24 protein-coding genes are annotated in these 25,561 nt (G+C 39.1%); 12 read left to right on the top strand and 12 right to left on the bottom strand.

Going from position 1 to position 25,561, the window contains the following annotated elements; genetic code table 11:
* Window positions 1-17 precede the first annotated feature (17 nt).
* Genes ABVM50_RS00235 through ABVM50_RS00220 form a run of 4 tightly spaced genes read left to right on the top strand, consistent with a single transcriptional unit; the run spans window position 18 to window position 4,790 of the window.
* The gene (locus ABVM50_RS00235) at window positions 18-1,382 is read left to right on the top strand and encodes an O-antigen ligase family protein (protein ID WP_405199439.1); all 1,365 of its coding nucleotides are present in this window, start codon (window positions 18-20) and stop codon (window positions 1,380-1,382) included.
* Window positions 1,339-2,352, top strand: coding sequence for a glycosyltransferase family 4 protein (locus tag ABVM50_RS00230; RefSeq protein WP_405199438.1), 1,014 nt, complete (start codon window positions 1,339-1,341; stop codon window positions 2,350-2,352). The genes ABVM50_RS00235 and ABVM50_RS00230 overlap by 44 nt, the downstream gene beginning before the upstream one ends.
* Window positions 2,352-3,356 carry a glycosyltransferase family 4 protein gene (locus ABVM50_RS00225; protein ID WP_405199437.1) on the top strand — a complete coding sequence of 335 codons (1,005 nt, stop codon included), beginning with the start codon at window positions 2,352-2,354 and terminating at the stop codon, window positions 3,354-3,356. The genes ABVM50_RS00230 and ABVM50_RS00225 overlap by 1 nt, the downstream gene beginning before the upstream one ends.
* A gap of 39 nt (window positions 3,357-3,395) precedes the next feature.
* Complete coding sequence (locus ABVM50_RS00220; RefSeq protein ID WP_405199436.1) at window positions 3,396-4,790, top strand: sugar transferase; 1,395 nt, start codon at window positions 3,396-3,398, stop codon at window positions 4,788-4,790.
* Window positions 4,791-4,915: 125 nt separating this feature from the next.
* Here the strand turns inward: ABVM50_RS00220 and lnt are convergent, their stop codons facing one another.
* Window positions 4,916-6,511, bottom strand: coding sequence for an apolipoprotein N-acyltransferase (gene lnt, locus ABVM50_RS00215; protein WP_405199435.1), 1,596 nt, complete (start codon window positions 6,509-6,511; stop codon window positions 4,916-4,918).
* Between the two features lie 139 nt (window positions 6,512-6,650).
* On the opposite strand from lnt, the gene ABVM50_RS00210 reads away from it, so the two are divergent.
* The gene (locus tag ABVM50_RS00210) at window positions 6,651-7,400 is read left to right on the top strand and encodes a CDP-alcohol phosphatidyltransferase family protein (RefSeq protein ID WP_405199434.1); all 750 of its coding nucleotides are present in this window, start codon (window positions 6,651-6,653) and stop codon (window positions 7,398-7,400) included.
* Here ABVM50_RS00210 and lptB read toward each other — a convergent pair.
* Genes lptB through ABVM50_RS00190 form a run of 4 tightly spaced genes read right to left on the bottom strand, consistent with a single transcriptional unit; the run spans window position 7,397 to window position 10,320 of the window.
* Window positions 7,397-8,137, bottom strand: coding sequence for an LPS export ABC transporter ATP-binding protein (gene lptB, locus ABVM50_RS00205; protein WP_405199433.1), 741 nt, complete (start codon window positions 8,135-8,137; stop codon window positions 7,397-7,399). The genes ABVM50_RS00210 and lptB overlap by 4 nt on opposite strands.
* 39 nt (window positions 8,138-8,176) lie before the next feature.
* Window positions 8,177-8,524, bottom strand: coding sequence for a carboxymuconolactone decarboxylase family protein (locus tag ABVM50_RS00200; RefSeq protein WP_141878394.1), 348 nt, complete (start codon window positions 8,522-8,524; stop codon window positions 8,177-8,179).
* 3 nt (window positions 8,525-8,527) lie between these two features.
* Window positions 8,528-9,355, bottom strand: a complete 828-nt coding sequence (gene tatC, locus ABVM50_RS00195; RefSeq protein ID WP_141878393.1) for a twin-arginine translocase subunit TatC — start codon at window positions 9,353-9,355, stop codon at window positions 8,528-8,530.
* The gene (locus ABVM50_RS00190) at window positions 9,355-10,320 is read right to left on the bottom strand and encodes an SIS domain-containing protein (RefSeq protein WP_295180981.1); all 966 of its coding nucleotides are present in this window, start codon (window positions 10,318-10,320) and stop codon (window positions 9,355-9,357) included. The genes tatC and ABVM50_RS00190 overlap by 1 nt, the downstream gene beginning before the upstream one ends.
* Before the next feature lie 84 nt (window positions 10,321-10,404).
* Here ABVM50_RS00190 and recQ point away from each other — a divergent pair, with 84 nt between their 5' ends.
* Entirely contained in the window at window positions 10,405-12,600 is a 2,196-nt protein-coding gene (recQ, locus tag ABVM50_RS00185; RefSeq protein ID WP_405199432.1) for a DNA helicase RecQ, read from the top strand.
* A gap of 64 nt (window positions 12,601-12,664) precedes the next feature.
* Here the strand turns inward: recQ and ABVM50_RS00180 are convergent, their stop codons facing one another.
* The 3 genes from ABVM50_RS00180 to ABVM50_RS00170 all read right to left on the bottom strand — a co-directional run bounded on the left by ABVM50_RS00180 (window position 12,665) and on the right by ABVM50_RS00170 (window position 15,232).
* Entirely contained in the window at window positions 12,665-13,267 is a 603-nt protein-coding gene (locus ABVM50_RS00180; RefSeq protein WP_405199431.1) for an outer membrane beta-barrel protein, read from the bottom strand.
* A gap of 132 nt (window positions 13,268-13,399) precedes the next feature.
* Complete coding sequence (locus ABVM50_RS00175) at window positions 13,400-14,353, bottom strand: transketolase family protein (protein ID WP_405199430.1); 954 nt, start codon at window positions 14,351-14,353, stop codon at window positions 13,400-13,402.
* Between the two features lie 33 nt (window positions 14,354-14,386).
* Window positions 14,387-15,232: a transketolase gene (locus ABVM50_RS00170; RefSeq protein ID WP_405199429.1), complete on the bottom strand. Its 846-nt coding sequence runs from the start codon at window positions 15,230-15,232 to the stop codon at window positions 14,387-14,389.
* A gap of 166 nt (window positions 15,233-15,398) precedes the next feature.
* Between ABVM50_RS00170 and tgt the strand changes: the two genes are divergently transcribed.
* From tgt to ABVM50_RS00140, 6 genes are all read left to right on the top strand, one after another.
* Entirely contained in the window at window positions 15,399-16,529 is a 1,131-nt protein-coding gene (gene tgt, locus ABVM50_RS00165) for a tRNA guanosine(34) transglycosylase Tgt (protein ID WP_141878387.1), read from the top strand.
* Window positions 16,530-16,538: 9 nt separating this feature from the next.
* Window positions 16,539-17,615 carry an LptF/LptG family permease gene (locus tag ABVM50_RS00160; RefSeq protein ID WP_405199428.1) on the top strand — a complete coding sequence of 359 codons (1,077 nt, stop codon included), beginning with the start codon at window positions 16,539-16,541 and terminating at the stop codon, window positions 17,613-17,615.
* 95 nt (window positions 17,616-17,710) lie between these two features.
* Window positions 17,711-18,664, top strand: coding sequence for an acetyl-CoA carboxylase carboxyltransferase subunit alpha (locus ABVM50_RS00155; protein WP_141878385.1), 954 nt, complete (start codon window positions 17,711-17,713; stop codon window positions 18,662-18,664).
* 169 nt (window positions 18,665-18,833) lie between these two features.
* On the top strand, window positions 18,834-20,381 hold the full coding sequence (dnaB, locus tag ABVM50_RS00150) for a replicative DNA helicase (RefSeq protein WP_405199427.1): 1,548 nt from the start codon (window positions 18,834-18,836) through the stop codon (window positions 20,379-20,381).
* Window positions 20,350-21,708: an asparagine synthetase B gene (locus tag ABVM50_RS00145; protein ID WP_405199426.1), complete on the top strand. Its 1,359-nt coding sequence runs from the start codon at window positions 20,350-20,352 to the stop codon at window positions 21,706-21,708. Before dnaB ends, ABVM50_RS00145 begins: the two co-directional genes overlap by 32 nt.
* A 9-nt stretch (window positions 21,709-21,717) precedes the next feature.
* Window positions 21,718-22,149: a secondary thiamine-phosphate synthase enzyme YjbQ gene (locus ABVM50_RS00140; RefSeq protein ID WP_405199425.1), complete on the top strand. Its 432-nt coding sequence runs from the start codon at window positions 21,718-21,720 to the stop codon at window positions 22,147-22,149.
* Between the two features lie 72 nt (window positions 22,150-22,221).
* On the opposite strand, the gene rplT is transcribed toward ABVM50_RS00140, so the two are convergent.
* The 4 genes from rplT to thrS form a co-directional block, all read right to left on the bottom strand.
* On the bottom strand, window positions 22,222-22,566 hold the full coding sequence (rplT, locus tag ABVM50_RS00135) for a 50S ribosomal protein L20 (protein ID WP_026914511.1): 345 nt from the start codon (window positions 22,564-22,566) through the stop codon (window positions 22,222-22,224).
* A 133-nt stretch (window positions 22,567-22,699) separates the two neighbouring features.
* Window positions 22,700-22,897, bottom strand: coding sequence for a 50S ribosomal protein L35 (gene rpmI, locus ABVM50_RS00130; RefSeq protein WP_141878381.1), 198 nt, complete (start codon window positions 22,895-22,897; stop codon window positions 22,700-22,702).
* A 36-nt stretch (window positions 22,898-22,933) separates the two neighbouring features.
* A complete protein-coding gene (infC, locus tag ABVM50_RS00125) occupies window positions 22,934-23,485 on the bottom strand; it encodes a translation initiation factor IF-3 (protein ID WP_084509743.1) in 552 nt (183 codons plus the stop codon).
* A gap of 27 nt (window positions 23,486-23,512) precedes the next feature.
* Window positions 23,513-25,459 carry a threonine--tRNA ligase gene (gene thrS, locus ABVM50_RS00120; protein ID WP_405199424.1) on the bottom strand — a complete coding sequence of 649 codons (1,947 nt, stop codon included), beginning with the start codon at window positions 25,457-25,459 and terminating at the stop codon, window positions 23,513-23,515.
* Window positions 25,460-25,561: the final 102 nt, after the last annotated feature.

Raw genomic sequence — 25,561 nt, 5'->3', positions numbered from 1 at the left:
CAAAGAACTCATTAGAATTGGCACTAAAGAAAATTAACTACGTATCCTACCTGCAATTCGTACTAGCCCACGTTTTGATAGGATTTTTAGTTTATTTTCAAAGATCTTCAGCCTCGATACTTTTGCTCGCAACCTGGGTGGGTTTATTCTTCTGGATAATTCTCAAAAACAACAGAAATAATGAGGCCTTGATGGCTGCAGCATATATCGCTGGAGCAGAGGTTTTCTATAGAATGAATGGAGCAATGGTTTTCTACGAAACCGGGAAGTATTCTGTTATTCTATTTCTATTAATGGGAATGTTCTACAAGGGAACCTCTGCCAAGACTGTGCCTTTCTGGATCTATTTAATAATCCTATTTCCGGGGGTTGTTGTTGCATCTTATACACTGGATTATGATGTGGTTTTTCGAAAAGCTGTAGCTTTTAATTTGAGTGGACCAGTTTGTCTTGGAGTATCTGCATTATATTGCTATTACAAAAAGATCACTTTTGACCATTTCAATTATGTCTTATTAATGCTATTACTACCATTAATAGCTAATCTGGCATATCTGTTTTTCTATACTCCTAGTATTGGTGAGGCGTTAATGTCTGGGACAAATTCAAATTATGCTACTTCCGGTGGTTATGGTCCTAACCAAATTTCAGCAGTGATGGGGTTGGGAGCGTTTTTAGTTTGCACCAGACTCTTTGTGTTTAAAGATCGTATTATAAATGTTGTGGACCTTATATTGATGCTGATGTTTAGCTATCGAGCCATCATAACTTTCTCCAGAGGAGGCGTACTGACAGCAATCGTTTGTATAGCTACATTTATATTTATTTTTTACCAGAAACAGGATTCAAAACAGAAGAGTGCTTTATTTAGAAAATTATTGTTACTATTTGGGTCAGTCATTGTAATCTGGAGTTATTCAGCTCTAAGTACTGGAGGTCTTATAACATACAGATATACCAATAGAAATGCTGCCGGTGAATTAGAACAGGATATCACAACTGGAAGAGCAGAGCTGATTCAAACTGAGCTACTTGCATTCTACGATAGTCCGGTAATTGGGGTTGGAGTAGGTAAGGCTAAAAAATTTCGAAGTGAAGAGGCTGGGACTGAGACCGCATCTCATAATGAAATTAGCAGATTGCTTTCAGAACATGGTATGCTCGGCCTTGTCGCATTAATTATTCTAGTCAGTGTCCCAATTGTTTTCTGGACGAAATTTAAAAATAATTATTATTTCCTGGCATTCATGGCTTTCTGGTTTCTAACCATTAATCACTCCGCCATGCGTATCGCCCTGCCAGGTTTTATTTATGGTTTGGCCTTATTATATATAGTAGATGAAAAAAAGAATCCTGTACATAGGAAACGACTTACGAATTAATAGTTTTACCGTCACCTATATTTCTTTTTTCAGTAAAATGTTAAGGAAGGAGGGCTACGATGTCAAAACTGCATCCACAAGATCAAATAAGGCTTTGCGACTTACCGAAATGCTTGGGTTAATTGCTCGCTATAAAAATTCAACCGATATTGTTCTTATAGACACCTATGGTGCTCTGAACTTTTATTATGCTTACCTGGTCGGCAAGGCCTGTCAGTTATCAAATCTTGAATATATTCCCATTTTACACGGTGGAAATCTTCCGGAACGACTGGAAAGATCTAAATCATTTAGCGAGAGTCTATTCGGAAACTCAAAGGTCAATATAGCACCCTCGATGTTTTTAAAGGATGCATTCGAAGTACATGGCTTTCAAAATACCAGGGTCATTCCTAACGCCATAAAAACGTCAAATTACCCATTTAAAAGACGTGAAACTTTTCAGCCTAAATTGCTATGGGTACGACGTTTTCAGGAGCGATATAATCCTATAATGGCTATCGAAGTATTGAAGATCATTTCTGAAAAATATTCGCAGGCAAGTCTTTGTATGGTAGGCCCGGAAAAAGATGGTACGATGAAAGCCTGCAAGAAACTTGTGGAGAAATATGAGCTTGATGTTCGTTTTACCGGGAAGTTAAAGAAGAAATACTGGTCTTCTCTATCCCAACATTATGACTTTTTTATAAATACCACCACCGTGGATAATACCCCAATAAGCGTCATTGAGGCTATGAGTCTTGGCCTGGTGGTAGTTAGTACGAATGTTGGCGGAATGCCACAGCTGATTGATCATTCCATGGATGGGATCCTGGTGCAGGATCGTTCTGCACAACAAATGGCTGTAGCTATTCAGGACATCGTGGAAAACCCGGAAGTAGGGGTATTACTCTGTAAAAATGCTAAAAGCAAAGTAGATGAATTTGACTGGAGTTGTGTGAGGGATGACTGGAATCAAGTTCTGGCCTGATGAAAAGAATTCTTTATATAGGAAATAAACTCGAAAAATGGGGAAGAACTCCAACGGCAGTTGATATTATACCAGATTTACTCAAAGCTGAAGGATTAGAAATTATATCGATCTCAACATTTCAAAATAAATTCCTGAGACTTCTTGAAATGTGCTTTTATTGCTTATTTGGCAACTATCAAAAGGTTTTAATTGATACGTACAGTACTCAGAATTTTATTTTTTCAAAGCTCTGTGGAAGTATAGCCAGGTTTAGAGGGAAAGACTACTATTTTATTTTGCATGGCGGTAATCTATCGAATAGGTTGAGGTCTTCAGGTAATTATGTAACAAATCTATTCCAGACCGCCACAAAATTGGTAGCTCCTTCAAAGTTCCTTTATCAGCAGTTTAAACAGCTGGGTTTTGAGAATCTTATTTGCATTCCTAATGCTATTCCTCTTAAAAATTATACTTTCCGGAATCGTATGAATGCTAATCCAAAATTGCTGTGGATTCGCTCATTTCAGCAGCTTTACAACCCTAAACTAGCGATTCAGGTACTGGAAAATTTATCAGTTCTCTATCCTGAAAGCGAACTCTGCATGGTGGGACCTGATAAGGATGGTAGCCTGGAAGAACTTAAGAAGTATGTGAAAGAAAATGAGCTGAAAGTAAGCTTTCCCGGGAAGCTTTCTAAACCCGATCTAATTTCGCTATCAGAGGATTACTGCATTTTTCTAAATACTTCAAATGTTGATAATACTCCTGTGAGTGTCATGGAGGCGATGGCCTTGGGACTTCCTGTGGTTTCAACAAATGTTGATGGAATGCCATATTTAATACAAAATGAACAAACCGGTCTCCTGGTACCTCCAGGTGATTCTAAAGCGATGACTACTGCTTGTATTAAATTGATATCTGAGCCGGAATTCAGCGCTCAACTTGCTAAAAATGCCAGAATCGAAGTAGAGAACTTCGACTGGGAACGAGTTAAACACCAATGGCTGGATTTGCTAAGCTAAAAGTTCTATATTTATCTGCACATTACCAGCCCTGCCGCAATGTCGAAAAAGCCTATTTTTCATTTTGAAATCTCTGAGCGAAAGTTTCTATTGAAACTTTTCGATATTCTCTTTGCCTTACTTTCTCTTACTATTGTCGGAATAATTTTTCAGTTTGACTACTTCAGAATTAATTCTGATACCTGGACATGGACGCTGGTATTCATAGTTTATCTCAGTTTCTTCGGAAATGTATTTGAACTTTATGACCTTCAGAAGGCAGCCCGGTTTGACAGTGTATTAAAGAACGTACTGCTTACCACCAGTCTTACGGTCCTGTTTTATATGCTAACGCCTTTGCTTACTCCAAGTTTGCCAGAAAACAGACTACAGATCATCTTTTTCTTTCTTTCAGTGGCCATTTCACTACTTATCTGGAGATCTCTTTATATCAGTCTGATTTCAAGTCCAAGATTCTATAAGCGGGTTCTCGTAGTAGGCGACTCTTTTGATATCAAGTTGATTGCTGAATCTCTGCAAAAAGCTGATCCTAATTATTTTGTTGTAGGTTATATCAATACCGATGAGACCTTAAAAACTTATATTGAACGGGAAGATCTTATAAGATTTGAAGTGGACGAGCTTGTTAATACGGTGAAAAATGAACATATTGGAGAAATCGTAGTTGCTAGCGCTTTTCAAAGAGGTTTGATGCTGCCACTTTACAATCAACTTAGTACACTTCAGAAGCAGGGTTTTTCTATTCGTGATTACTCTCAGGTTTATGAAGAAATCACCCAGAGAATCCCGGTGCAAAATGTAGACAAAGATTTTTATCGCTATTTTCCCTTCAGTAGAAATCATCAGAATAAATTTTACCTGTTAGCCTTTCGAAGCTTTGATATTTCTGTTTCCATATTCGGAATACTAGTCGGAATATTTCTAAGCCCCTTTATTCTTGCCGGAAATCTGATCGCGAATCGTGGAAAGACCTTTTACTTTCAGGAGCGGGTTGGTAAAAATGGGGAGGTTTTCAAAATTGTAAAATTGAGAACCATGAATAAGGATGCGGAAATTTCAGGGCCACAGTTTGCTCAGAAAAAAGACCTGAGAGTGACCAGATTTGGCCGATTCCTGCGTAGATCCAGACTCGATGAAATTCCGCAGTTTTACAACGTATTACTTGGAGATATGAGTTTGATCGGCCCAAGACCTGAGCGTCCTGTGTTCGTGGATGAACTTTCAGAACTTATTCCGTTTTATGATACCCGGCACATAATCAAACCCGGCTTAACCGGATGGGCCCAGGTAATGGCTAACTATGGAGATTGTTATGACGATAGTCTTGAAAAACTACAGTATGATCTTTATTATATCAAACATCGCGGAATCTTTCTCGATCTAAGTATACTCTTAAAAACTTTTAGTACCGTACTATTCTTTAGAGGACAATAAAAGTTTGAGGTTGTCTGTTGTACGTTTTGGGTTGTCGTATGTTTCTTAAGTGTAAATAGTCTGATGTTAGTTGTTTGTTGTCTGTTAAAGTGAAAAGGGAAGAAGCTGGAATCCTAGTCTCTCACTTACGCAGGTCTTTTCCTGTTATATTTTACCACGGAAAATAAGAAGATGAATAAAGCTAAAAACTGAGCGATTCTTGCCAAGTAATCTCCGTATTGCGAATAAAAAGTTAACTCATTCTGGATTCCGACTCGCCCTGAAATGCTGCCGCGCTCCTCATAAGCCAGAGTTTCCAAAATATCACCACGGGAGTTTATGATCGCTGAAATTCCGGTATTAGCGCTTCTCGCTACATATCTTCTATTTTCAATAGCACGTAGCCTGGCATAACTTAAATGCTGCTGGTGACCCTGTGTATCACCCCACCATGCGTCATTGGTAATTATACTTAGAAAATTTGCTCCATTTTCCACATACCCGGTTACATACTCTCCGTAAACCGATTCGTAGCATATGATTGGTGCAGTTCCCAGCGAGTCCTCAAAATAAAGCACTTCCCGCTCTTCCTGAGTGGTTTTCATCGCAACCGTGCCTCCAAGATCGATCATTACATCACCAAGTATTGGTTTTAAAATATCCTGGTAGGGAAAATTCTCCACGCCTACTACCAGTTTCGACTTATTATACAATTGCAGACTATCTGAATGATCACTGATCATAAATGCCGAATTATAATCATTATACCAATCCTTCGGGCCGATTCTATTTGATTGGCTGCGGACTTTCCCTGGATCATTGAACCTTTCATATAAGGTAATTCCTCCCAGGAAGGATAATTCATTGTCCAGTCGGCTAATTTGCTCTCCATAAAATACTCCTTCAGAATTGTTGAGGTTTTTCAACTGAGTGCCATCAGCAAAGACAGTTTCCGGAGCAATGATCAAATCTGTTTCTGGGGTCACAGCTTTAGCAGATAGTTCGAGTAGGAGCTCCCCGATCTTTCGATCTGTAGTATTATATTTTTCGGTATAAGGATTGATATTTGGCTGAAGGATGACCACATCTATGAATTCCTCAGGTTCCTCATAATTCCAGTATAGAACTCCAGAAATTAGCATTGGAATACCAATAAGCAACAAGACCTTTATCGCGGCCCTTGCGATGATTGCTTTGTCTTTAAATTCCAGATAGGATAAAATGGACTTGTAGATCGCGATGTTCAATACCCATACCCATAGTGTTCCTCCAAAGGTTCCTGTAAATTCATACCATTGAATCCATGCTGGAACTTCTGAAAATACGTTCCCAAGATTAAGCCACGGCCAGGAAAAGTCCCAGTTCAAGTGTATCTTCTCAAACACCATCCAGATGCTAATAAGGAATGCTGAAGCAGCTTTAAACCCAGTTCTCTTGGCTACAATATGATATAAGAGAAAGACTATAGACATCAATAGCGAATTGGCCAGTATAGCGAAAACGCCTCCAAAAGGAGTAGAGTTGTAGATCCACCAGGTAGTAATCACATTCCAGATGAAGAAAGTGAGATAGGAAAGAGCAAAAACTTTCAGTTTGACCTTGCTTTTAGAAAAGTTGCGAATTTTAAATTCAGCATAAAGTAGTGGCACGAAACCTAGAAATATGAAAATTGGAAATCCATAAGTTGGCCAGGAAATTGCCAGAATGATACCGCTAAGGAGCGCTAAAAGAAAGTTTTTCATAGATTCTGAAGTCTGCTCAAAAATAATAAACTTATACAGGAATCATTAAATTTAGCGGACTTGCTTTTCATATAACAGTATTTTTAGAGGCTTTTAAATTCAAAATGTTAGTTTAGTGGATTCTATTTAAAACAGTCAAATGGGCTTAAAAAAACACGTTCCGAATCTAATTACTTCTTTAAACCTGCTATCTGGTAGTATTGCAGTTATTTTTGCTGTACAGGGAAACCTGGTGCTGGCTGCTATATTTGTAGCTGCCGGGATCTTTTTCGACTTCTTTGATGGACTTGCCGCCCGTGCTCTTGATGTAAAAAGTGAAGTTGGGCTGCAACTGGATTCTCTGGCAGATGTCGTTACCAGTGGGGTAGTGCCGGGAATTGTAATGTACCAGTTAATTATAAAAGCTTTACCATCCAGCGGTAGCTTATCAACCGACTGGAATTCTACAGAATTTGATTTAAACCTTCAACCCTTTGCCCTTATAGGATTGTTAATCATTGTAGCTTCAGCATATAGATTGGCAAAATTCAATGTAGATGATCGCCAAACCGACTCTTTCATTGGTCTTCCAACTCCGGCGAATGCTTTATTAATCCTAAGTTTACCACTAATTCTTACCTATGAATCTGTTCCAATGATCAATCAATTGATCCTGAACGAATGGTTTTTAGTTGGCTTAACGATCTTAAGCTGTATTCTTCTGAATGCTGAACTACCGTTATTTGCACTAAAATTTTCAGTTTGGGGCTTTAAAGAGAATAAATTACGTTACTTCTTTATTATTAGTTGCCTCTTACTCATTGTATTTCTGAAGTTTATAGCAATACCAGTAATTATTCTGCTCTATGTACTACTTTCAGTAATATCGAATAGAAAAGCAACAGCTTAATTAAAGATCTTTTTCTTTCTAAGTTCAAAGTTCTGTCCAAGGTATACTTTACGTACCATTTCGTCCTCGGCAAGTTCTTCAGGCATCCCATGTTTCAAAATGCTTCCTTCGAACATTAGGTAAGTCCTGTCGGTGATAGCAAGAGTTTCCTGCACATTATGATCGGTAATGAGAATACCGATATTTTTATCTTTTAACTGAGCAACAATTCTCTGAATGTCCTCTACTGCCACTGGATCTACCCCGGCAAATGGTTCATCTAAGAGAATGAAGTTTGGATCTGTAGCCAAAGCTCTGGCGATCTCTGTTCTCCGTCTTTCACCACCACTTAAAAGGTCTCCACGGCTTTTACGTATATGACCAAGCCCAAATTCTTCAATAAGCGACTCCATCTTCAAAAGACGCTCTTTCTTGGAAAGCTTGGTAAGTTCCAGAACACTAAGAATATTGTCCTCGATACTTAGCTTCCTGAAAACCGAAGCTTCCTGGGCAAGGTATCCAATTCCATGTTGTGCACGCTTGTACATTGGGTACTTGGTAATGTTCTGCTTATCCAGAATAATGTTTCCGCTATTGGGTTTGATCAAACCTACGATCATATAAAAAGAAGTGGTTTTACCCGCACCATTCGGTCCAAGTAATCCCACGATCTCTCCCTGATTAACTTCGACAGAAATACCTTTTACAACATTTCTTCCTTTATAGGTTTTGATCAGATTTTCAGCGCGTAGTTTCATAGTCTCAATTTATTCTGAATAAGCAGAAATTGTTCCGTTTTATTCCTGGGCTTCTAATGCTTCCCAATATTCGTAAGCACGTCTTAAGTGAGGGATCACGATAGTTCCACCAATAAGAGTACCAATACTTAGAGTTTCCATTACTTCTTCCTTAGTGATTCCTTCATTATAACTCGCTTCCAGGTGATATCTTACGCAGTCGTCACAACGCAAAACTGTAGAAGCAACCAATCCAAGTAATTCTTTTGTTTTTTTATCCAGGGCACCTTCAGTAAATGCATTGGTATCCAGGTTAAATATCCTTTTTATGATCTTATTATTATCACCAAGAATCTTATCGTTCATCTTGGCACGGTACGAATTAAATTCGTCCACTTGATTTGTCATAGCTTAACTTTTTAATTTTTCTTCTTCTTTTTTATACATGAACTTTGAAATGATAATACTCACTTCATAAAGTATCAATACCGGAACCGCAACTATGATCTGACTCACAATATCTGGCGGAGTAATTACTGCCGATAAGATAAGTACGATCACCAGGGCATACTTTCTATAGGTTTTCAGGAATTGTGGTGTAACAATACCAACCTTTGTCAAGAAATAAATAAGTATAGGAAGCTCAAAAATTAATCCTGAAGCTATAACTGTAGTTCTTACCAGGCCTATATAATCACTTAAATCGAACTCATTGAGAACAATGTCACTTACCTGATATTTCCCAAGGAAGTTTATGGATAACGGAGTGATCACATAATAACCGAAAAGGACTCCAATAAAGAATAACATGGAGGTCACAAAAATAAAGCCTTTAGCATGTTTACGTTCTTTCTCATGCATTGCAGGAGCTACAAACTTCCAGAATTCATAAATGATATAAGGGAATGCTATGATAAAACCTGCGGTAATAGAAGTCCAGATATGTGCAGAAAACTGTCCACCCATCGTTCTACTTTGTATGGTAAAAGGAAGCTCCTGAAAACAGAACCCACCGTCAAAACCTAGTGCTTCAGAAACTTTGCACAACATGCTATATGACCAGAAATCACCTTTGCTAGGTCCAAATAAAACAACATCAAAAATGAAACTTTTCAGTAAAAAGGCTACAGCGGCTGCGATTACTACGGCGAGTACCGCGCGAATCAAATGCCATCTTAGTTCCTCAAGATGATCTAAAAAAGACATTTCCGGTTCTTCCTGGGGGGCGATTCTTTCCATTATAAAATTCCTTCTCTTATTAAATTGTGCAGGTGAACAACACCCGTATATTTTCCATTCTCAACAGCCAGTAGCTGTGAGATCTGGTTCTTCTCAAGAATTTCCATGGCAACAACAGCCAGGGTATCCTGTTCGATCGTTTTTGGATCGGCACTCATAATATCCCGTGCCTTGAGTCCTTTTATTTCTCCGTGATCCTTCAGCATTCTACGAATATCACCATCTGTGATGATTCCTATGATACGATCGTTTTCCAGAACTGCGGTTACACCCAGCATTTTTTCTGAAATTTCGATGATCACATTAGCAACATCAGTTTCCGCAGAAACCATAGGCACCATATTTTGAGATACGATATCGCTAACTCTCAAATATAATTTCTTACCTAATGATCCTCCCGGATGATATTTAGCGAAATCTCTACTGCTGAAGCCTTTTAAATTCAGTAAACATACAGCAATTGCATCTCCAATAACCATTTGTGCGGTAGTACTTGTCGTCGGTGCCAGATTATTAGGACAGGCTTCCATCTCTACATAACTATTTAGTACATAGTCTGCCTGTTTCCCAAGAAATGAATCCTTATTTCCGGTGAGTCCTATTAGTACATTATGAAAATTCTTGATGAGTGGTACTAAAACTTTTATTTCAGGGCTATCTCCACTTTTAGAAATACAGATCACCACATCATTATCCTGAACAATACCAAGATCGCCGTGAATCGCATCTGCCGCATGCATAAATATAGATGGAGTGCCGGTAGAATTTAGAGTGGCCACGATCTTATTGGCGATAATGGCACTTTTGCCAATACCAGTAACCACCACACGACCTTCAGACCTGTAGATAACTTCTACCGCCTTAATGAATTCTTCGTCAATGTAATTTTCGAGATTCGCAATTGCTTTGGCTTCGTTGGAAATGGTTTCTTTCGCTGAAGAAATGATTTGCTCGCTAAGTTTCAAATTAGATTAAATTAAGAATTGCAGGTACTAAAGAAAACCGTATATTTAGTTATACAAATGTATGTAAAATTGTAACACAATTGAATGGGTTTGACCGAAATTGATTTACACAAAGAACTGAAGAAGTACTTTGGTTTTAGTCAGTTTAAGGGGCTTCAGGAAGATGTAATCACCAGTATCGTAAATGGCCATGACACATTCGTTGTTATGCCTACCGGTGGAGGTAAATCATTATGTTATCAGCTCCCTGCACTAATACAGGATGGAACAGCAATCGTTGTTTCCCCACTTATAGCTTTAATGAAGAACCAGGTAGATGCTATTCGTAGTATCTCTTCGGAATATGGTATCGCCCATGTTCTGAACTCCTCTTTAAACAAAACAGAAGTAAACCAGGTAAAGACAGATATTGATAGTGGTGTTTGTAAACTGCTTTATGTTGCTCCGGAATCACTGACCAAGGAAGACTATGTAGATTTTCTGAAGCATCAGACGATCTCGTTCCTCGCAGTAGATGAAGCGCACTGTATAAGTGAATGGGGACATGACTTCAGGCCAGAATACAGAAATCTAAGACATATACTTCAGCGTATTGGCGATAATATACCGGTAATCGGACTTACCGCGACCGCTACTCCTAAAGTTCAGGAGGATATTCTGAAGAATCTAGGAATCACAGATGCTAATACTTTTAAGGCAAGTTTTAACCGACCTAACCTTTATTACGAGGTACGGCCAAAAACGAAGAATGTTGATGCCGATATCATACGTTTCGTAAAAAAGAACGATGGTAAATCGGGAATCATCTATTGCCTGAGCAGAAAGAAAGTAGAAGAGCTTGCTCAAACACTTCAGGTTAATGGTATTAAAGCCGTTCCTTATCATGCCGGTCTTGACGCTAAAACACGTTCCCGACACCAGGATATGTTTCTGATGGAAGATATTGATGTGGTGGTGGCAACCATCGCCTTTGGGATGGGAATCGATAAACCAGACGTGCGTTTTGTGATTCACCACGACATTCCTAAAAGTATAGAAAGCTATTACCAGGAAACCGGTCGTGCCGGGAGAGATGGTGGTGAAGGTCATTGCCTGGCCTTCTATAGTTATAAGGACATTGAAAAGCTTGAGAAGTTTATGAGCGGTAAACCTGTTGCAGAACAGGAAATTGGTCATGCGCTATTACAGGAAGTGGTTGCTTTTGCTGAAACTTCCATCTCAAGAAGAAAATTTATACTGCATTACTTTGGGGAGGAATTTGATTCCGAAACCGGGGAAGGAGCAGATATGGATGATAATGTTCAGAATCCAAAGAATCAGCATGAAGCCAAGGATGATCTTGAGCTATTGCTGAACACCGTTAAAGAAACAAATCAGTTATACAAGTCTAAAGAAGTGGTGCGCACGCTCATTGGAAAAAGCAATGCGGTCATTCTTTCCCATAAGACCGATGAACATCGTCTCTTCGGAAAAGGAAGTCATCAACATGCGGGTTACTGGATGGCACTTATCCGCCAGGCTTTAATTGCAGGTTTTCTGAAAAAGGATATTGAAACTTACGGAGTGGTGAAACTAACCAAGCGTGGTGAAGAGTATCTGAAGAATCCGGTGTCATTTATGATGACCGAGGATCATGTTTTCAATGATATTACCGAAGAAGTCGTTGTACCTCAAAAGTCGGCGAATACCGTTGACGATCAGCTGGTGAAAATGCTAAAAGAACTTCGGAAGAAAGTTGCCAAAAAGAAAGACCTGCCTCCTTTTGTGATCTTTCAGGATCCATCTTTAGAAGATATGGCTCTTAAATACCCGATAAGTATCGAGGAATTAGGAAATATTCATGGAGTAGGAGAAGGAAAAGCCAAAAAATACGGATCCGATTTTGTAGATCTTATCTCTAGATATGTTGAGGATAACGAAATTGTAAGGCCTGATGATTTCGTAGTGAAATCTACAGGTGCCAATAGTGCTTTGAAACTATTTATCATACAAAGTGTAGACAGGAAATTACCATTATCAGATATTGCTTCGGCAAAAGGTATGCAAATGCCCGAATTCATTAAAGAAATGGAAGCGATCGTGTATAGCGGGACGAAACTGAATATTGACTATTATCTAGATGATATTCTGGATGAAGATCAACAGGAAGAGATCCATGAATATTTTCTGGAAGCGGAAACCGATAAGATCGATGAGGCGATGGAAGAATTTGATGGAGACTATGACGATGAAGAATTGCGATTATACCGCATCAAGTTTATAAGTCAGGTAGCGAACTAAAACAAAAAAACCCGGAATCTCTTCCGGGTTTTTTATTACTATATATCTAACATTTAAGTTATAATTATAATGAATACGCTACACTCAGTATCCATTGTGATGGTCTTGAATCTATAGTGAAACCACTATCGGCAGCAAGATTTCCACCTAATGCCTGGTTATCCTGGAAAGCTCCTTCATATCGAACATCGAAACCAAGCCTGCCTAAATCAAGACCTGCTCCTAATTGATATCCCACACTAATTTCATTTTCAACATCACCAATACTCAAATTCGTGTTTTCCAGTTCATTTTTCAGAATATATTGAAATGCCGGCCCTGCTTTGATATTCAAAGGTCCTAGCACATTTACTCCTAGAAGTACAGGAGCATCTATCTTCTGAAGCTTATAATCAAATTGTGAATACTCGGTATTCATTTCTGTATAAACCAATTCCGGGCGTAGAAAGATTCCCAGTATTTCGAACTGACCAAAAAATCCTGCATGAAAACCGGTCTTGTTTTCTCCATCTTCAAACGAACTGCCAAAATCATCGGTTAGACGGCTAATAGATTCGTATTCTCCGGTTGCACCGTAATTTAATCCACCTTTGATCCCAAAACTTGCATCCTGTGCAGAAATATTCAGTGCACCAATCATTAGTGCAAACATCATTAACTTTTTCATAGATCTAATTTTATCTTATTTCAGGCTACTATAACGCCATGGGTTTATGGTTTATTTCAGTAAAAGTAGAAAAGCCTTCCGAAGATAAACTTCAGAAGGCCTTAATATGCTGACTTCTATATTATAGAAGTATTATTTTCTTTTAATAGCTTTTTCCGCAGCCTTCACAATCGCAGCAGCATTCAAACCATATTTTTCCATCAGCTGAGCAGGAGTTCCGCTTTCCCCGAAGCAATCTTCAGTCGCCACGAATTCCTGAGGTGTAGGGTGGTGAGAAGCCAGGGTTCTGGCAACACTTTCACCAAGGCCGCCAAGGAAGTTATGCTCTTCAGCAGTAACCACACATCCGGTTTTCTTAGCTGAAGCGATCACAGCCTCTTCATCAAGTGGTTTGATCGTATGAATGTTGATCACCTCTGCACTAATACCTTTTTCATTCAGCTCCACAGCCGCCTGAATAGCTTCCCAAACTAAATGACCAGTTGCAATAATACTAACATCGCTACCTTCATACAAATGCACTGCTTTCCCGATCTGGAAATCCTGATCATCTTCAGTAAAATTGGCAACCTTTGGTCGGCCAAATCTCAGGTAAACAGGACCATCATAATCTGCAATCGCTTTTGTCGCAGCTTTGGTCTGGTTATAATCACAGGTGTTGATCACTGTCATTCCAGGTAGCATCTTCATCAAGCCGATATCTTCAAGGATCTGGTGAGTGGCACCATCTTCTCCCAAAGTCACTCCGGCGTGACTTGCACAGATCTTCACATTCTTTCCAGAATAGGCAACACTTTGACGAATCTGGTCGTAAACTCTACCTGTAGAGAAGTTGGCGAAAGTTCCTGTAAATGGAATTTTTCCACCAATGGTCATCCCTGCAGCCATCCCGATCATATTCGCTTCAGCAATACCAACCTGGAAAAATCTTTCTGGGTGATTTGCTTTGAAGTCGTCCATTTTCAGGGATCCGGTAAGATCGGCACATAGCGCAACTACATTTTCGTTAGATTGGCCAAGTTCTGTTAAGCCATCTCCAAAACCAGATCTGGTATCCTTACTTCCTTTATTTATATATTCTTTCATGATATTCTTAATTTTGATTTTAATGAATTCGGCTTAGTAATCACCAAGGGTTTCCGGGTTCTGAGAAAGTCCTTTTTCCAATTGCTCGTCGTTTGGAGCCTTCCCGTGCCATGCGTGTGTATGCATCATAAAATCGACACCATTACCCATTACCGTGTTCATTAAAATACAGACTGGCTTGCCTTTTCCAGTTCTGGTTTTAGCTTCTTTAAGTCCGTCGATCACCTGTTGAAGATTGTTTCCATCTTCAATTTCCATAACGTCCCAGCCAAATGCTTCAAATTTAGCTCTAAGATTTCCTAGCGGAAGTACTTTTTCTGTACTACCATCAATTTGCTGACCGTTGAGGTCTACTGTAGAAATAAGGTTGTCTACTTTATTTCCGGCAGCGTACATGATCGCTTCCCAGTTCTGACCTTCCTGCAATTCACCATCACCATGTAGGGTGTAGATGATATGATCATCATTATTCAGTTTCTTAGCCTGCGCAGCACCAAGAGCAACGCTCATTCCCTGTCCTAAAGATCCTGAAGCAATTCTAATTCCAGGCAATCCTTCATGAGTTGTTGGATGTCCCTGTAATCTTGAATCAATTAATCTAAAAGTGCTAAGTTCTTCTACTGGGAAATAACCACTTCTGGCTAGAACGCTGTAAAAAACCGGGGAGATATGACCATTGGAAAGAAAGAACAGGTCTTCTCCTTTACCATCCATATTGAAGCTGGTGTTGTGATCCATAACTTCCTGGTAAAGAGCCGTAAAAAATTCAGCGCAGCCTAAAGAACCTCCAGGGTGACCAGAGTTTACTTTATGCACCTGTCGCAGAATATCGCGGCGAACCTGAGTGACAAAATCTTGTAATTCGTTGATGTTTGGCATTTTATAATGTGTTGTTTTGTTGCCGCAAAAATAAGCGATTTAAAGCCTTTGACAAAGCAACAATACCCCAGTTATTAACTTTTTAAGCAAAATACTAACAGGCTCTGTGAACTCTGACTTCCATTTGAGTTTTGAATGAGTATCTTTGCAGCGATTAAACTGAACTATGAAATTTGAACTTTTATCTACCGATGCCGGTAGTAAAGCACGTGCCGGAAGTATTACAACAGATCATGGCAAGATCGAAACACCAATTTTTATGCCGGTTGGTACGGTAGCTACCGTAAAAGGTGTACATCAACGTGAACTAAAGGAAGATATTAATCCAGATATTATACTGGGCAACACCTATCACTTATACCTTAGACCACAAACTGAAATTCTGAGGAAAGCCGGTGGACTTCATAAATTTATGAATTGGGATCGCAATATCCTTACCGATAGTGGTGGTTATCAGGTTTATTCACTTTCAGCAAGAAGAAAGATCAAAGAGGAAGGTGTGAAGTTCAAATCTCATATAGATGGTTCATATCATACATTTACTCCGGAAAATGTAATGGAAATTCAGCGTACCATTGGAGCCGATATTATTATGGCTTTTGATGAATGTACTCCTTATCCATGTGATTATAATTATGCAAAGAGATCTATGCATATGACGCATCGCTGGCTGGACAGGTGTATTAATCACCTCGAAAAAACGCCTGAAATTTACGATTATAAGCAAACCCTTTTCCCGATCGTACAGGGGAGCACCTATAAAGATCTTCGGAAGCAATCTGCGGAATATATCGCAAATGCCGGAGCTGAAGGAAATGCTATTGGAGGATTATCTGTAGGAGAACCGGCAGATGAAATGTATGCTATGACTGAAGTGGTTACTGCAATACTACCGGAAGACAAGCCACGTTATCTAATGGGAGTGGGAACACCAATTAATATTCTTGAAAATATTGCTCTCGGTGTAGATATGTTCGATTGCGTGATGCCAACTAGAAATGGACGTAACGGAATGTTATTTACATCCCATGGAACCATTAATATCAAGAACAAAAAATGGGCAGATGACTTTTCACCAATAGATCCAGAGGGTGTTAGCTTTGTAGATTCAGAGTATTCTAAAGCCTATGTTCGACATCTATTTACTGTAAACGAAATGCTTGGCAGGCAAATTGCAAGTATTCATAATCTTAGTTTCTACCTGTGGTTGACGAGAGAAGCCAGAAAGCATATATTAGCCGGAGATTTCACACAGTGGAAAGATAAGATGGTAAAACAAATGGATAAACGATTATAATTCCGGAATTTGAAAATTCTCGATTGGTATATACTTAAAAGATATCTGGGAACCTTCAGTATGATGCTGTTGTTGTTTATTCCAATTGGTATCACTGTAAACCTTGCTGAAAAGATCGATAAGATCCTGGATAATGAAGTGCCTTTTATTGAAGTTGCCTATTACTATCTGGACTTTACCATCTATTTTGCTAATCTCTTGTTTCCAATATTTCTATTCTTATCGGTCATCTGGTTCACCTCGAAACTGGCCATGAATACCGAGATCGTTGCTTTCTTAAGTAGCGGTGTTTCTTTTTATAGATTTCTGAGGCCTTATTTGATAGGGGCAACCATTGTCTGTATTGGTGCATTGATTCTTTCCATGTATCTCGCTCCGCAGGCCAGTAAAGGCTTCAATGAATTTAAATACAGGTATTTAAAACATGGGCAGGAAACCAGGGAAACCAATGATGTTTACCGGCAGATCAATGACAACGAGTTCATCTACGCCAACCACTTTTCACCAAGTTCAAATTCTGCACGTAACTTTACGCTGGAACACTTTGAGGACAACGAGTTGAAATTTAAGATAAGCGCTTCAAGTTTACGCTATAATCCAGAGGACAGTACGTACAGGCTTTCCATTGTCGATAAACGAATTATTGGAGCCAGAGGAGATAGCATTTTTAACTATAGAACCCTGGATACGATCCTGCCATTTGAATTCGATGAACTTACTCCTGAATCATATATTGCTGAAACATTAAATTATACCGAATTAAAGGAGTTCATCTCCAAGGAAAAAAGAAGAGGTTCGGGGAACATAAGCAGGTATGAAGTCGTGGCTTATAAGCGGTGGAGTATTCCTATCTCAGCTTTTATCCTAACAATAATTGCCGTTGCAGTATCTTCCTTTAAGAGAAGAGGAGGAATGGGAGTGAACCTGGCAGTTGGAATATGCCTGGCCTTTATTTTTATCTTTTTCGACAAGGTTTTTGGAACCATGGCAGAGCAGTCTACCTTCTCACCTTTAATCGCCGTATGGTTTCCTAATATAGTATTCGGGATACTTGCCATCGTGCTTCTTATTCGCGCGAAGCGTTAATCCATATCTGTTGAAAATTTAAACTTTATCAGCCATTTCTATCCTTTCAAAGTTGTTATATTTGTGAGCTATTTAAATTAATAACCATAAGAAATATGGAGTATTTAGAATTTGAACAACCTATCAAGGAGCTTGAGGAACAATATGCCAAAGCCTGCAATATTGGACAGGAAAGTGATGTAGATGTTACGGCAACCTGCAAGCAAATTGAGAAGAAACTTGCTGAAACCAAGAAACAGATCTATAAGAATCTTTCGCCATGGCAGAGAGTACAACTTTCCAGGCATCCTAATAGACCATATACTTTAGATTATATAAATGCTATTTGTGGAGATACTTTCCTTGAATTGCATGGTGATCGTAATGTAAAGGATGACAAAGCAATGATTGGTGGTCTTGGAAAGATCGATGATCAAAGTTTTATGTTCGTTGGTCAGCAAAAAGGTTATAATACCAAAACAAGACAATACCGTAATTTCGGGATGGCCAATCCTGAAGGTTATAGAAAAGCACTTCGTTTAATGAAGTCTGCTGAAAAATTTGGTGTTCCTGTAGTATGTTTAGTTGATACCCCTGGAGCATATCCTGGTCTGGAAGCTGAAGAGCGCGGACAGGGTGAAGCGATCGCAAGAAATATTCTTGAAATGACGAGATTAAAGGTACCAATCATCGTAGTTATTATTGGTGAAGGAGCCAGTGGTGGAGCTTTGGGAATAGGTGTTGGAGATAAAGTACTAATGTTAGAAAACACCTGGTATTCTGTAATCTCTCCTGAAAGCTGTTCTTCTATTCTATGGAGAAGCTGGGAATACAAAGAAATTGCAGCAGATGCTTTAAAACTGACTGCTACAGATATGAAAAAGCAGAAGCTTATCGATGAGATCGTAAAAGAACCTCTAGGTGGTGCTCATAGCAATCGTGAAGAGATCTTCAATACGGTAAAATCTTCAATTACCAAAGCATATTCTGAATTCAGAAACTTATCACCAGACCAACTGGTAGAAAATAGGATGGATAAATATTTAGACATGGGAGTGTTTAAAGGCTAACTGCTTTATTTATACATCATCGTTAGAAAATCCGGCAGTCAAATTCCGGATTTTTTTGTCTTATTAACACAAAATCGAAGTTATCAACAGGTGAATTGTTCATTACCTGTTGAGTACCTCAAGGCTCTCTACTTAAGATTGTCTTAACATTTTATTTACTTTCGTATCTATGGAAAAAATAAGCTCCCCCCAGAACATATCCTACAAAAAAACAAATGTGGTAAGCCTTGAAAAAGGGAAAGTTCCTCCTCAAGCTGTTGATTTAGAAGAGGTTGTGCTTGGTGCAATGATGATCGACAAAAAAGGAGTTGACGAGATCATTGATATTCTGGTACCGGATGCCTTTTACAAGAATTCCCATAAGTTGATCTATGATGCCATCAAAAAATTGTTCGATGCCTCTGAAGCGATTGACTTATTAACCGTTTCTAACCAACTTAAGAAGGATAAGGTGTTTGATAAGGTTGGAGGAGACTATTATCTCATTCAGCTTACTCAAAAGGTGTCCAGTAGTGCGCATATCGAGTTTCACGCGCGTATCATTTTACAGAAATATATTCAGAGATCATTAATTAAGATCTCCAACGAAATAATTGAAGAAGCATTTGATGAAGGTTCAGATGTGTTCGATCTTTTGGATTCAGCAGAATCTAAACTTTATGAAGTAACCCAGGGGAATATTAAGCGATCCACCGAAACTGCACAATCCTTGGTGATCCAGGCAAAGAAGAAGATCCAGGAGATTTCCAATAAAGAAGGTCTTAGTGGAGTTCCCTCAGGATTCGATAAACTTGATGATCTTACTTCAGGATGGCAACCTTCAGATTTAATTATTGTTGCCGCCCGTCCAGGTATGGGTAAAACCGCGCTTACCTTATCTATGGCTCGTAATATTGCGGTAGATCAAGGTTTTCCGGTAGCATTCTTTTCACTGGAGATGTCTTCAGTACAGTTGATCACTCGTTTGATCTCTTCTGAAACCGGACTTTCTTCAGAAAAACTTAGAACCGGTAAATTGGAGCAGCACGAATGGGAGCAATTGAATGTAAAGGTGAAAGATCTTGAAAAAGCACCTTTGTTTATTGATGATACTCCATCACTTTCTATTTTTGATCTACGTGCAAAAGCCAGACGTCTTGCCTCCCAGCATGGGATAAGACTTATTGTTATAGATTATTTGCAATTAATGACTGCAGGTGGTGGGCAGAAAGGTGGAAACCGTGAACAGGAGATCTCCATGATTTCCAGAAACCTGAAGGCTCTTGCAAAAGAACTTAATGTACCAGTAATCGCCCTTTCGCAGCTTTCTCGTGCGGTTGAAACACGTGGTGGAAGTAAACGACCACTACTATCCGACCTTAGGGAATCTGGAGCGATCGAGCAGGATGCAGATATTGTATCATTTATTTATCGTCCGGAATATTACAAGATCGAAGAATGGGATGATGAAGAAAGAACCCCTACGCAGGGTCAGGGTGAGTTCATTGTAGCGAAACACCGTAATGGTGGTCTGGAAAATATTCGCTTAAAGTTTATTGGAGAACTCGGTAAATTCGATAATTTAGAAGACTTTAGTTTCCCTTCTGAAATTCCTTCGAGTATGAATAGTGGAGATGGGGATGACTTCGGAAATTTCAATTTACCAAATCCTAGTGCAGATGAAGCATTTGGTAGCTCAATGAATAGTGACGATGATGATAGTGACGTTCCATTTTAATGATCTTAAACTGAAGAATTTCAGCAAGACAGGACATTTAAAAAATATTATAAAAAGCAAAGTACTTCAAACTACTTTGCTTTTTTTGTTTCTATTGTTCTCCTGTACTGCTGCAAAAGCCTCAAAAGTACTTATTCCGATGGATGCGAGTACACAAAGCGATCATCTAAAGGCATATGGGATGGTGTATTTTTCTCTTCAGAAAAGTTTCAAGGTGAACTGGCTGCTGAATTACAGGGGAGGTTCCTTCCTCGTTTCAGATCATCCAGATCTTCGGAAAGAATGCCAGATTCGTGGTGTGTCTTTCGAGATCATCAGTGATCAAAAAGCAGAAAGTATCCTTCATGAGATAAGCAGTCCATCTCAAAATATGGAGTCCGTTCCGCTCGAAAAAGCACCTAAAATTGCAGTTTATAGTCCGCAGGGAAATAAACCCTGGGATGATGCCGTTACTATGGCACTTAGTTATGCTGAAATACCATATACTACCATTTACGACCGGGAAGTTCTGGCAGACGGCCTGCTCTTGTACGACTGGCTTCACCTGCATCATGAAGATTTCACCGGGCAATATGGTAAGTTTTATCGCAGTTTTAAAACTACACCCTGGTATATAGAAGACAAGAAGGAAGCTGAAAGACTGGCAAGCGAGTTGGGTTATGAAAAAGTTTCAGAAGAAAAACTTGCGGTGGCCAGAAGAATAAGTGAATATGTAAAAGGTGGCGGTTTTATGTTTGCCATGTGCAGTGCCACAGATAGTTTCGATATCGCTTTGGCGGCAGATGGGGTAGATATCGCAGAAGCAATGTTTGATGGCGATCCAAGTGAACCGGCATACCAGTCTAAATTAGATTATGATCTCAGCTTTGCGTTTACCGATTTTATTCTGGAGAGAAGTCCGTTGGTTTATGAATTTTCTAATATAGATATGACCTCGAAACGACAGATGATCGAAAAGGAAAGTGATTATTTTACTTTGATGGATTATTCGGCGAAATGGGATGTGGTGCCAACAATGCTTACACAAAATCATACACGAATCGTAAAAGGTTTTATGGGACAAACAACAAGTTACGATCCGGAAACGATCAAACCTGGTGTTTTAATAATGGGGGAATCCAAACTGAATGGCGAAGCCCGATACATCCATGGTGTGAAAGGCAAGGGATTTTTCACCTTCTATGGAGGACATGATCCTGAAGATTATCAACACAGGGTAGGGGATCCCAAAACCGAACTGCAGTTGCATCCAAATTCAGCAGGATACCGGCTTATTCTTAATAATGTGCTATTTCCGGCAGCTAAGAAAAAGGAACAGAAAACTTAACAAAATTGAATGGAAATTTATCAGACTGAAATGCGCTTAAAACCACGCAAACGTGGTTTCCACTTAATTACCGATGAAATTTTAAATCATTGTTCAGAAATAGAAGACTTCAAATTCGGCTTTTTGCAGATCTTTATAAAACATACCTCTGCTGGTTTAACGATTAATGAAAATGCAGATCCAACTGTAAGAGAAGATTTCCGTAGTCATTTTGATGAGATGGTACCGGAAAATCAGGAGTATTACAAACATACTACAGAGGGTAGTGATGATATGCCAGCGCATATCAAATCTTCACTTACCGGGCCTTCTTTGCAGATACCTATTACTAATGGTAGTTTGAACATGGGTACCTGGCAGGGCATATATTTATGTGAGCATAGAAACTCTGGAGGATCAAGAAAACTCGTCCTAACGATCTATGGAGAAGAGGATATGTAAATTTCGATAAGGAATATTAGAAAACAAAAAATCCCGCAATTGCGGGATTTTTCTATAAGAGAGCATAATTGTTTATTTTACTTTTTCTACAATTGCTTTGAAAGCCTCTGGGTGGTTCATCGCCAAATCGGCAAGAACCTTACGGTTCAATCCAATTTCACTGGTTTTGATTTTCCCCATAAATTGAGAATAAGATAATCCTTCCTGTCTGGCTGCAGCGTTAATACGCATAATCCATAATGAACGGAAGTTACGTTTCTTAGCTTTACGGTCTCTGTATGCATAAAGCATAGCTTTATCAACCGCATTTTTAGCAACGGTCCAAACGTTTTTACGACGTCCGAAATAACCTTTTGCTTGCTTTAAAACTTTTTTTCTACGTGCCCTTTTGGCAACTGAGTTTACTGATCTTGGCATATTTTAAATTTTTTTGTAGTAGGCGGTCGTTCACCGACACTTTCAACTTAAACTTATTCTGTAGCACTATGCCCAGTCTAAGTGTTGCCCAACTCCATGGTTAAATAATTAATTAAACCTCAAGAGCTTCAATTTACTTTAAACGTAATTGAAGTTTGATATTTTGCTTATCTGCATCATGTACCAAAGTACTGTGAGTTAAGGCTAGCTTACGTTTCTTAGACTTCTTAGTTAAGATATGACTCTTAAACGCGTGCTTTCTTTTAATCTTACCTGTACCGGTTAGCTTGAAACGCTTCTTGGCACTGGATTTAGTTTTCATCTTAGGCATTACTGTCCTCTTTTTATAATTAACTCTCTTATTCTCTTATTTCGATTTCTTGGTAGGAGAGAGAAACATTGTCATTCTCTTTCCTTCAAGTTTTGGCATCTGTTCTACCTTTCCAAGTTCCTCAAGATCCTGTGCAAGTCTAAGAAGAAGAATTTCTCCTTTATCCTTGAACACGATAGATCGTCCTTTGAAAAATACAAAAGCCTTTAGCTTTGCACCGTCTTTCAAGAATTTCTCTGCATTACGTTTCTTAAATTCGTAATCATGATCATCTGTATTGGGACCAAATCGAATTTCTTTAACGACTACCTTACTGGCTTTAGCTTTCATGGCCTTTTCACGTTTCTTTTGTTCATAAAGAAACTTTTTATAGTCCATTACTTTAACCACTGGTGGTTTTGCATTCGGAGAGATCTCTACTAGATCAAGACCCTGTTCCTCTGCGATTGCAAGAGCTTTCTTTACAGGATATACATCCATCTCTACGTTATCACCAACCAGGCGTACTTCGTCTGCTCTGATCTTCTCGTTGATTCGGTGCTGCTCTTCTTTTTGTCGACCGAACCTGTTCGGTTTTTTTCTACGTATAGCTATGGCTTAAAATTTTAATTAAACTTATGTTTTGAAAGGCTTTAAGGTACTACTGATTTCTGTATTAATCAAATCTGCAAAATCATCGATCTTCATCGTTCCCAAATCTCCTTCACTATGCTTACGAACAGAAATCGTACCATCTTTGGCTTCCTGCTCGCCGACAATCAACATATACGGGTATTTATTTACTTCGGCTTCCCGAATCTTCTTCCCGATGGTTTCGTTTCTATTGTCTACAAGGGCGCGAATTTCGTGATTTTCAAGTAAATTTAAAACTTTTTGTGAGTAATTTTCATATTTCTCGCTGAGTGAGAGAATAATAGCCTGTTCCGGCATTAACCATAGTGGAAAATTACCACCGGTATGTTCCAGGAGAATTGCTATAAATCTTTCCATACTTCCAAAAGGAGCACGGTGGATCATGACTGGTCGATGTGACTCATTGTCACTTCCTTTATATGTCAGGTCAAAGCGCTCTGGCAGATTGTAGTCTACCTGGATGGTTCCAAGTTGCCAGCTTCTTCCCAGTGCATCCTTAACCATAAAGTCAAGTTTTGGTCCGTAGAAAGCTGCTTCTCCTTTTTCGATCACATAATTAAGACCTTTTTCTTCCGCAGCACTTAAAATCGCCGACTCGGCTTTATTCCAAATATCATCAGATCCTATATATTTATCTTTCTTTTCAGGATCCCTTAAAGACACCTGGGCAGTAAAGTCATCAAAGCCCAAGGAAGAGAATACATATAAGGTAAGGTCAATTACTTTTTTAAATTCTTCATCCAGCTGCTCCGGCATACAGAATATATGGGCGTCATCCTGAGTAAAACCTCTAACTCTGGTTAAACCATGCAATTCTCCACTTTGCTCATACCTATATACAGTACCAAACTCTGCAAATCTCTTCGGAAGGTCACGATAACTCCAGGAACTCGCATTATACATTTCACAATGATGCGGACAGTTCATAGGCTTCAGTAGAAATTCCTCTCCTTCATTAGGAGTCGTTATTGGCTGAAAGCTATCTTCCCCGTATTTAGCATAATGACCAGAAGTTACATAGAGTTCCTTATGACCAATATGCGGACTTACGACCATTTCGTACCCGGCTTTCTTCTGAGCTTTCTTTAGGAAATTCTCAAGTCTCTCTCTAAGAGCTGCACCTTTCGGAAGCCATAATGGTAATCCCTGTCCAACTTTTTGAGAAAAAGTGAATAGCTCCAGTTCCTTCCCTAATTTTCTATGATCTCTTTTCTTGGCTTCTTCCAATAGGGCCAGATATTCTTTTAATTCTTTTTGCTTCGGAAATGATATACCATAAACTCTGGTTAATTGAGGATTGGTTTCATCACCTCTCCAGTATGCGCCGGCAACACTCATTAACTTTACTGCTTTGATGATTCCTGTATTTGGAATATGACCACCGCGGCAAAGGTCTGTGAAAGTATCATGATCACAGAAGGTGATTTCACCATCAGTAAGATTTTCGATAAGCTCTACCTTAAAAGGATTATTTTCCTTCTTATAAAATTCCAGCGCATCAGCTTTAGAAACTGAACGCAGTGCAAAATCATGTTTACCGCGGGAAATTTCCAGCATACGATCTTCGATCTTCTTGAAATCATTCTCTGAGATCTTTTTCTCTCCGAAGTCTACATCGTAATAGAAGCCTCTGTCAATCGCGGGTCCTATAGTAAGCTTGGCTCCCGGGTACAGATCCTGAATAGCCTGAGCCATTACGTGAGAAGATGAATGCCAGAAAGCTTTTTTACCTTCATCATTGGACCAGGTGAAAAGAACAAGATCGCCATCGGTATTTAAAGGTGTTGTGGTTTCTACAGTTTCATTATTGAACTTTGCAGAAATAACATTCCTTGCAAGTCCTTCGCTTATACTTCTGGCTACATCCATTGGAGTAGTGCCATTTTCAAACTCTTTAATACTTCCGTCTGGCAGAGTGATCTTGATCATTATATACATGTTTTACGAAGTCGCAAAGATAAGGTGTTGAGTTTGGTTGCACAATACATACTTACCTATATACTATATATAGGTGTTGATTATCTCTTCGGA

The sequence above is a fragment of the Christiangramia sp. LLG6405-1 genome (assembly GCF_045055805.1).
Classification (GTDB): Bacteria; Bacteroidota; Bacteroidia; order Flavobacteriales; family Flavobacteriaceae; genus Christiangramia.
The sequence above is the reverse complement of the archived record's forward strand: the minus strand, read 5'-3'. Positions and strand labels throughout refer to the sequence as shown.

Bases quoted from the DNA above. Each gene is read 5' to 3' on its own strand.
- ABVM50_RS00230 (WP_405199438.1), top strand. From the start codon at position 1,339: ATGAAAAAAAGAATCCTGTACATAGGAAACGACTTACGAATTAATAGT.
- ABVM50_RS00225 (WP_405199437.1), top strand. From the start codon at position 2,352: ATGAAAAGAATTCTTTATATAGGAAATAAACTCGAAAAATGGGGAAGA.
- ABVM50_RS00220 (WP_405199436.1), top strand. From the start codon at position 3,396: ATGTCGAAAAAGCCTATTTTTCATTTTGAAATCTCTGAGCGAAAGTTT.
- lnt (WP_405199435.1), bottom strand. From the start codon at position 6,511: ATGAAAAACTTTCTTTTAGCGCTCCTTAGCGGTATCATTCTGGCAATT.
- ABVM50_RS00210 (WP_405199434.1), top strand. From the start codon at position 6,651: ATGGGCTTAAAAAAACACGTTCCGAATCTAATTACTTCTTTAAACCTG.
- lptB (WP_405199433.1), bottom strand. From the start codon at position 8,137: ATGAAACTACGCGCTGAAAATCTGATCAAAACCTATAAAGGAAGAAAT.
- ABVM50_RS00200 (WP_141878394.1), bottom strand. From the start codon at position 8,524: ATGACAAATCAAGTGGACGAATTTAATTCGTACCGTGCCAAGATGAAC.
- tatC (WP_141878393.1), bottom strand. From the start codon at position 9,355: ATGGAAAGAATCGCCCCCCAGGAAGAACCGGAAATGTCTTTTTTAGAT.
- recQ (WP_405199432.1), top strand. From the start codon at position 10,405: ATGGGTTTGACCGAAATTGATTTACACAAAGAACTGAAGAAGTACTTT.
- ABVM50_RS00180 (WP_405199431.1), bottom strand. From the start codon at position 13,267: ATGAAAAAGTTAATGATGTTTGCACTAATGATTGGTGCACTGAATATT.
- ABVM50_RS00175 (WP_405199430.1), bottom strand. From the start codon at position 14,353: ATGAAAGAATATATAAATAAAGGAAGTAAGGATACCAGATCTGGTTTT.
- ABVM50_RS00170 (WP_405199429.1), bottom strand. From the start codon at position 15,232: ATGCCAAACATCAACGAATTACAAGATTTTGTCACTCAGGTTCGCCGC.
- tgt (WP_141878387.1), top strand. From the start codon at position 15,399: ATGAAATTTGAACTTTTATCTACCGATGCCGGTAGTAAAGCACGTGCC.
- ABVM50_RS00155 (WP_141878385.1), top strand. From the start codon at position 17,711: ATGGAGTATTTAGAATTTGAACAACCTATCAAGGAGCTTGAGGAACAA.
- dnaB (WP_405199427.1), top strand. From the start codon at position 18,834: ATGGAAAAAATAAGCTCCCCCCAGAACATATCCTACAAAAAAACAAAT.
- ABVM50_RS00140 (WP_405199425.1), top strand. From the start codon at position 21,718: ATGGAAATTTATCAGACTGAAATGCGCTTAAAACCACGCAAACGTGGT.
- rplT (WP_026914511.1), bottom strand. From the start codon at position 22,566: ATGCCAAGATCAGTAAACTCAGTTGCCAAAAGGGCACGTAGAAAAAAA.
- rpmI (WP_141878381.1), bottom strand. From the start codon at position 22,897: ATGCCTAAGATGAAAACTAAATCCAGTGCCAAGAAGCGTTTCAAGCTA.
- thrS (WP_405199424.1), bottom strand. From the start codon at position 25,459: ATGATCAAGATCACTCTGCCAGACGGAAGTATTAAAGAGTTTGAAAAT.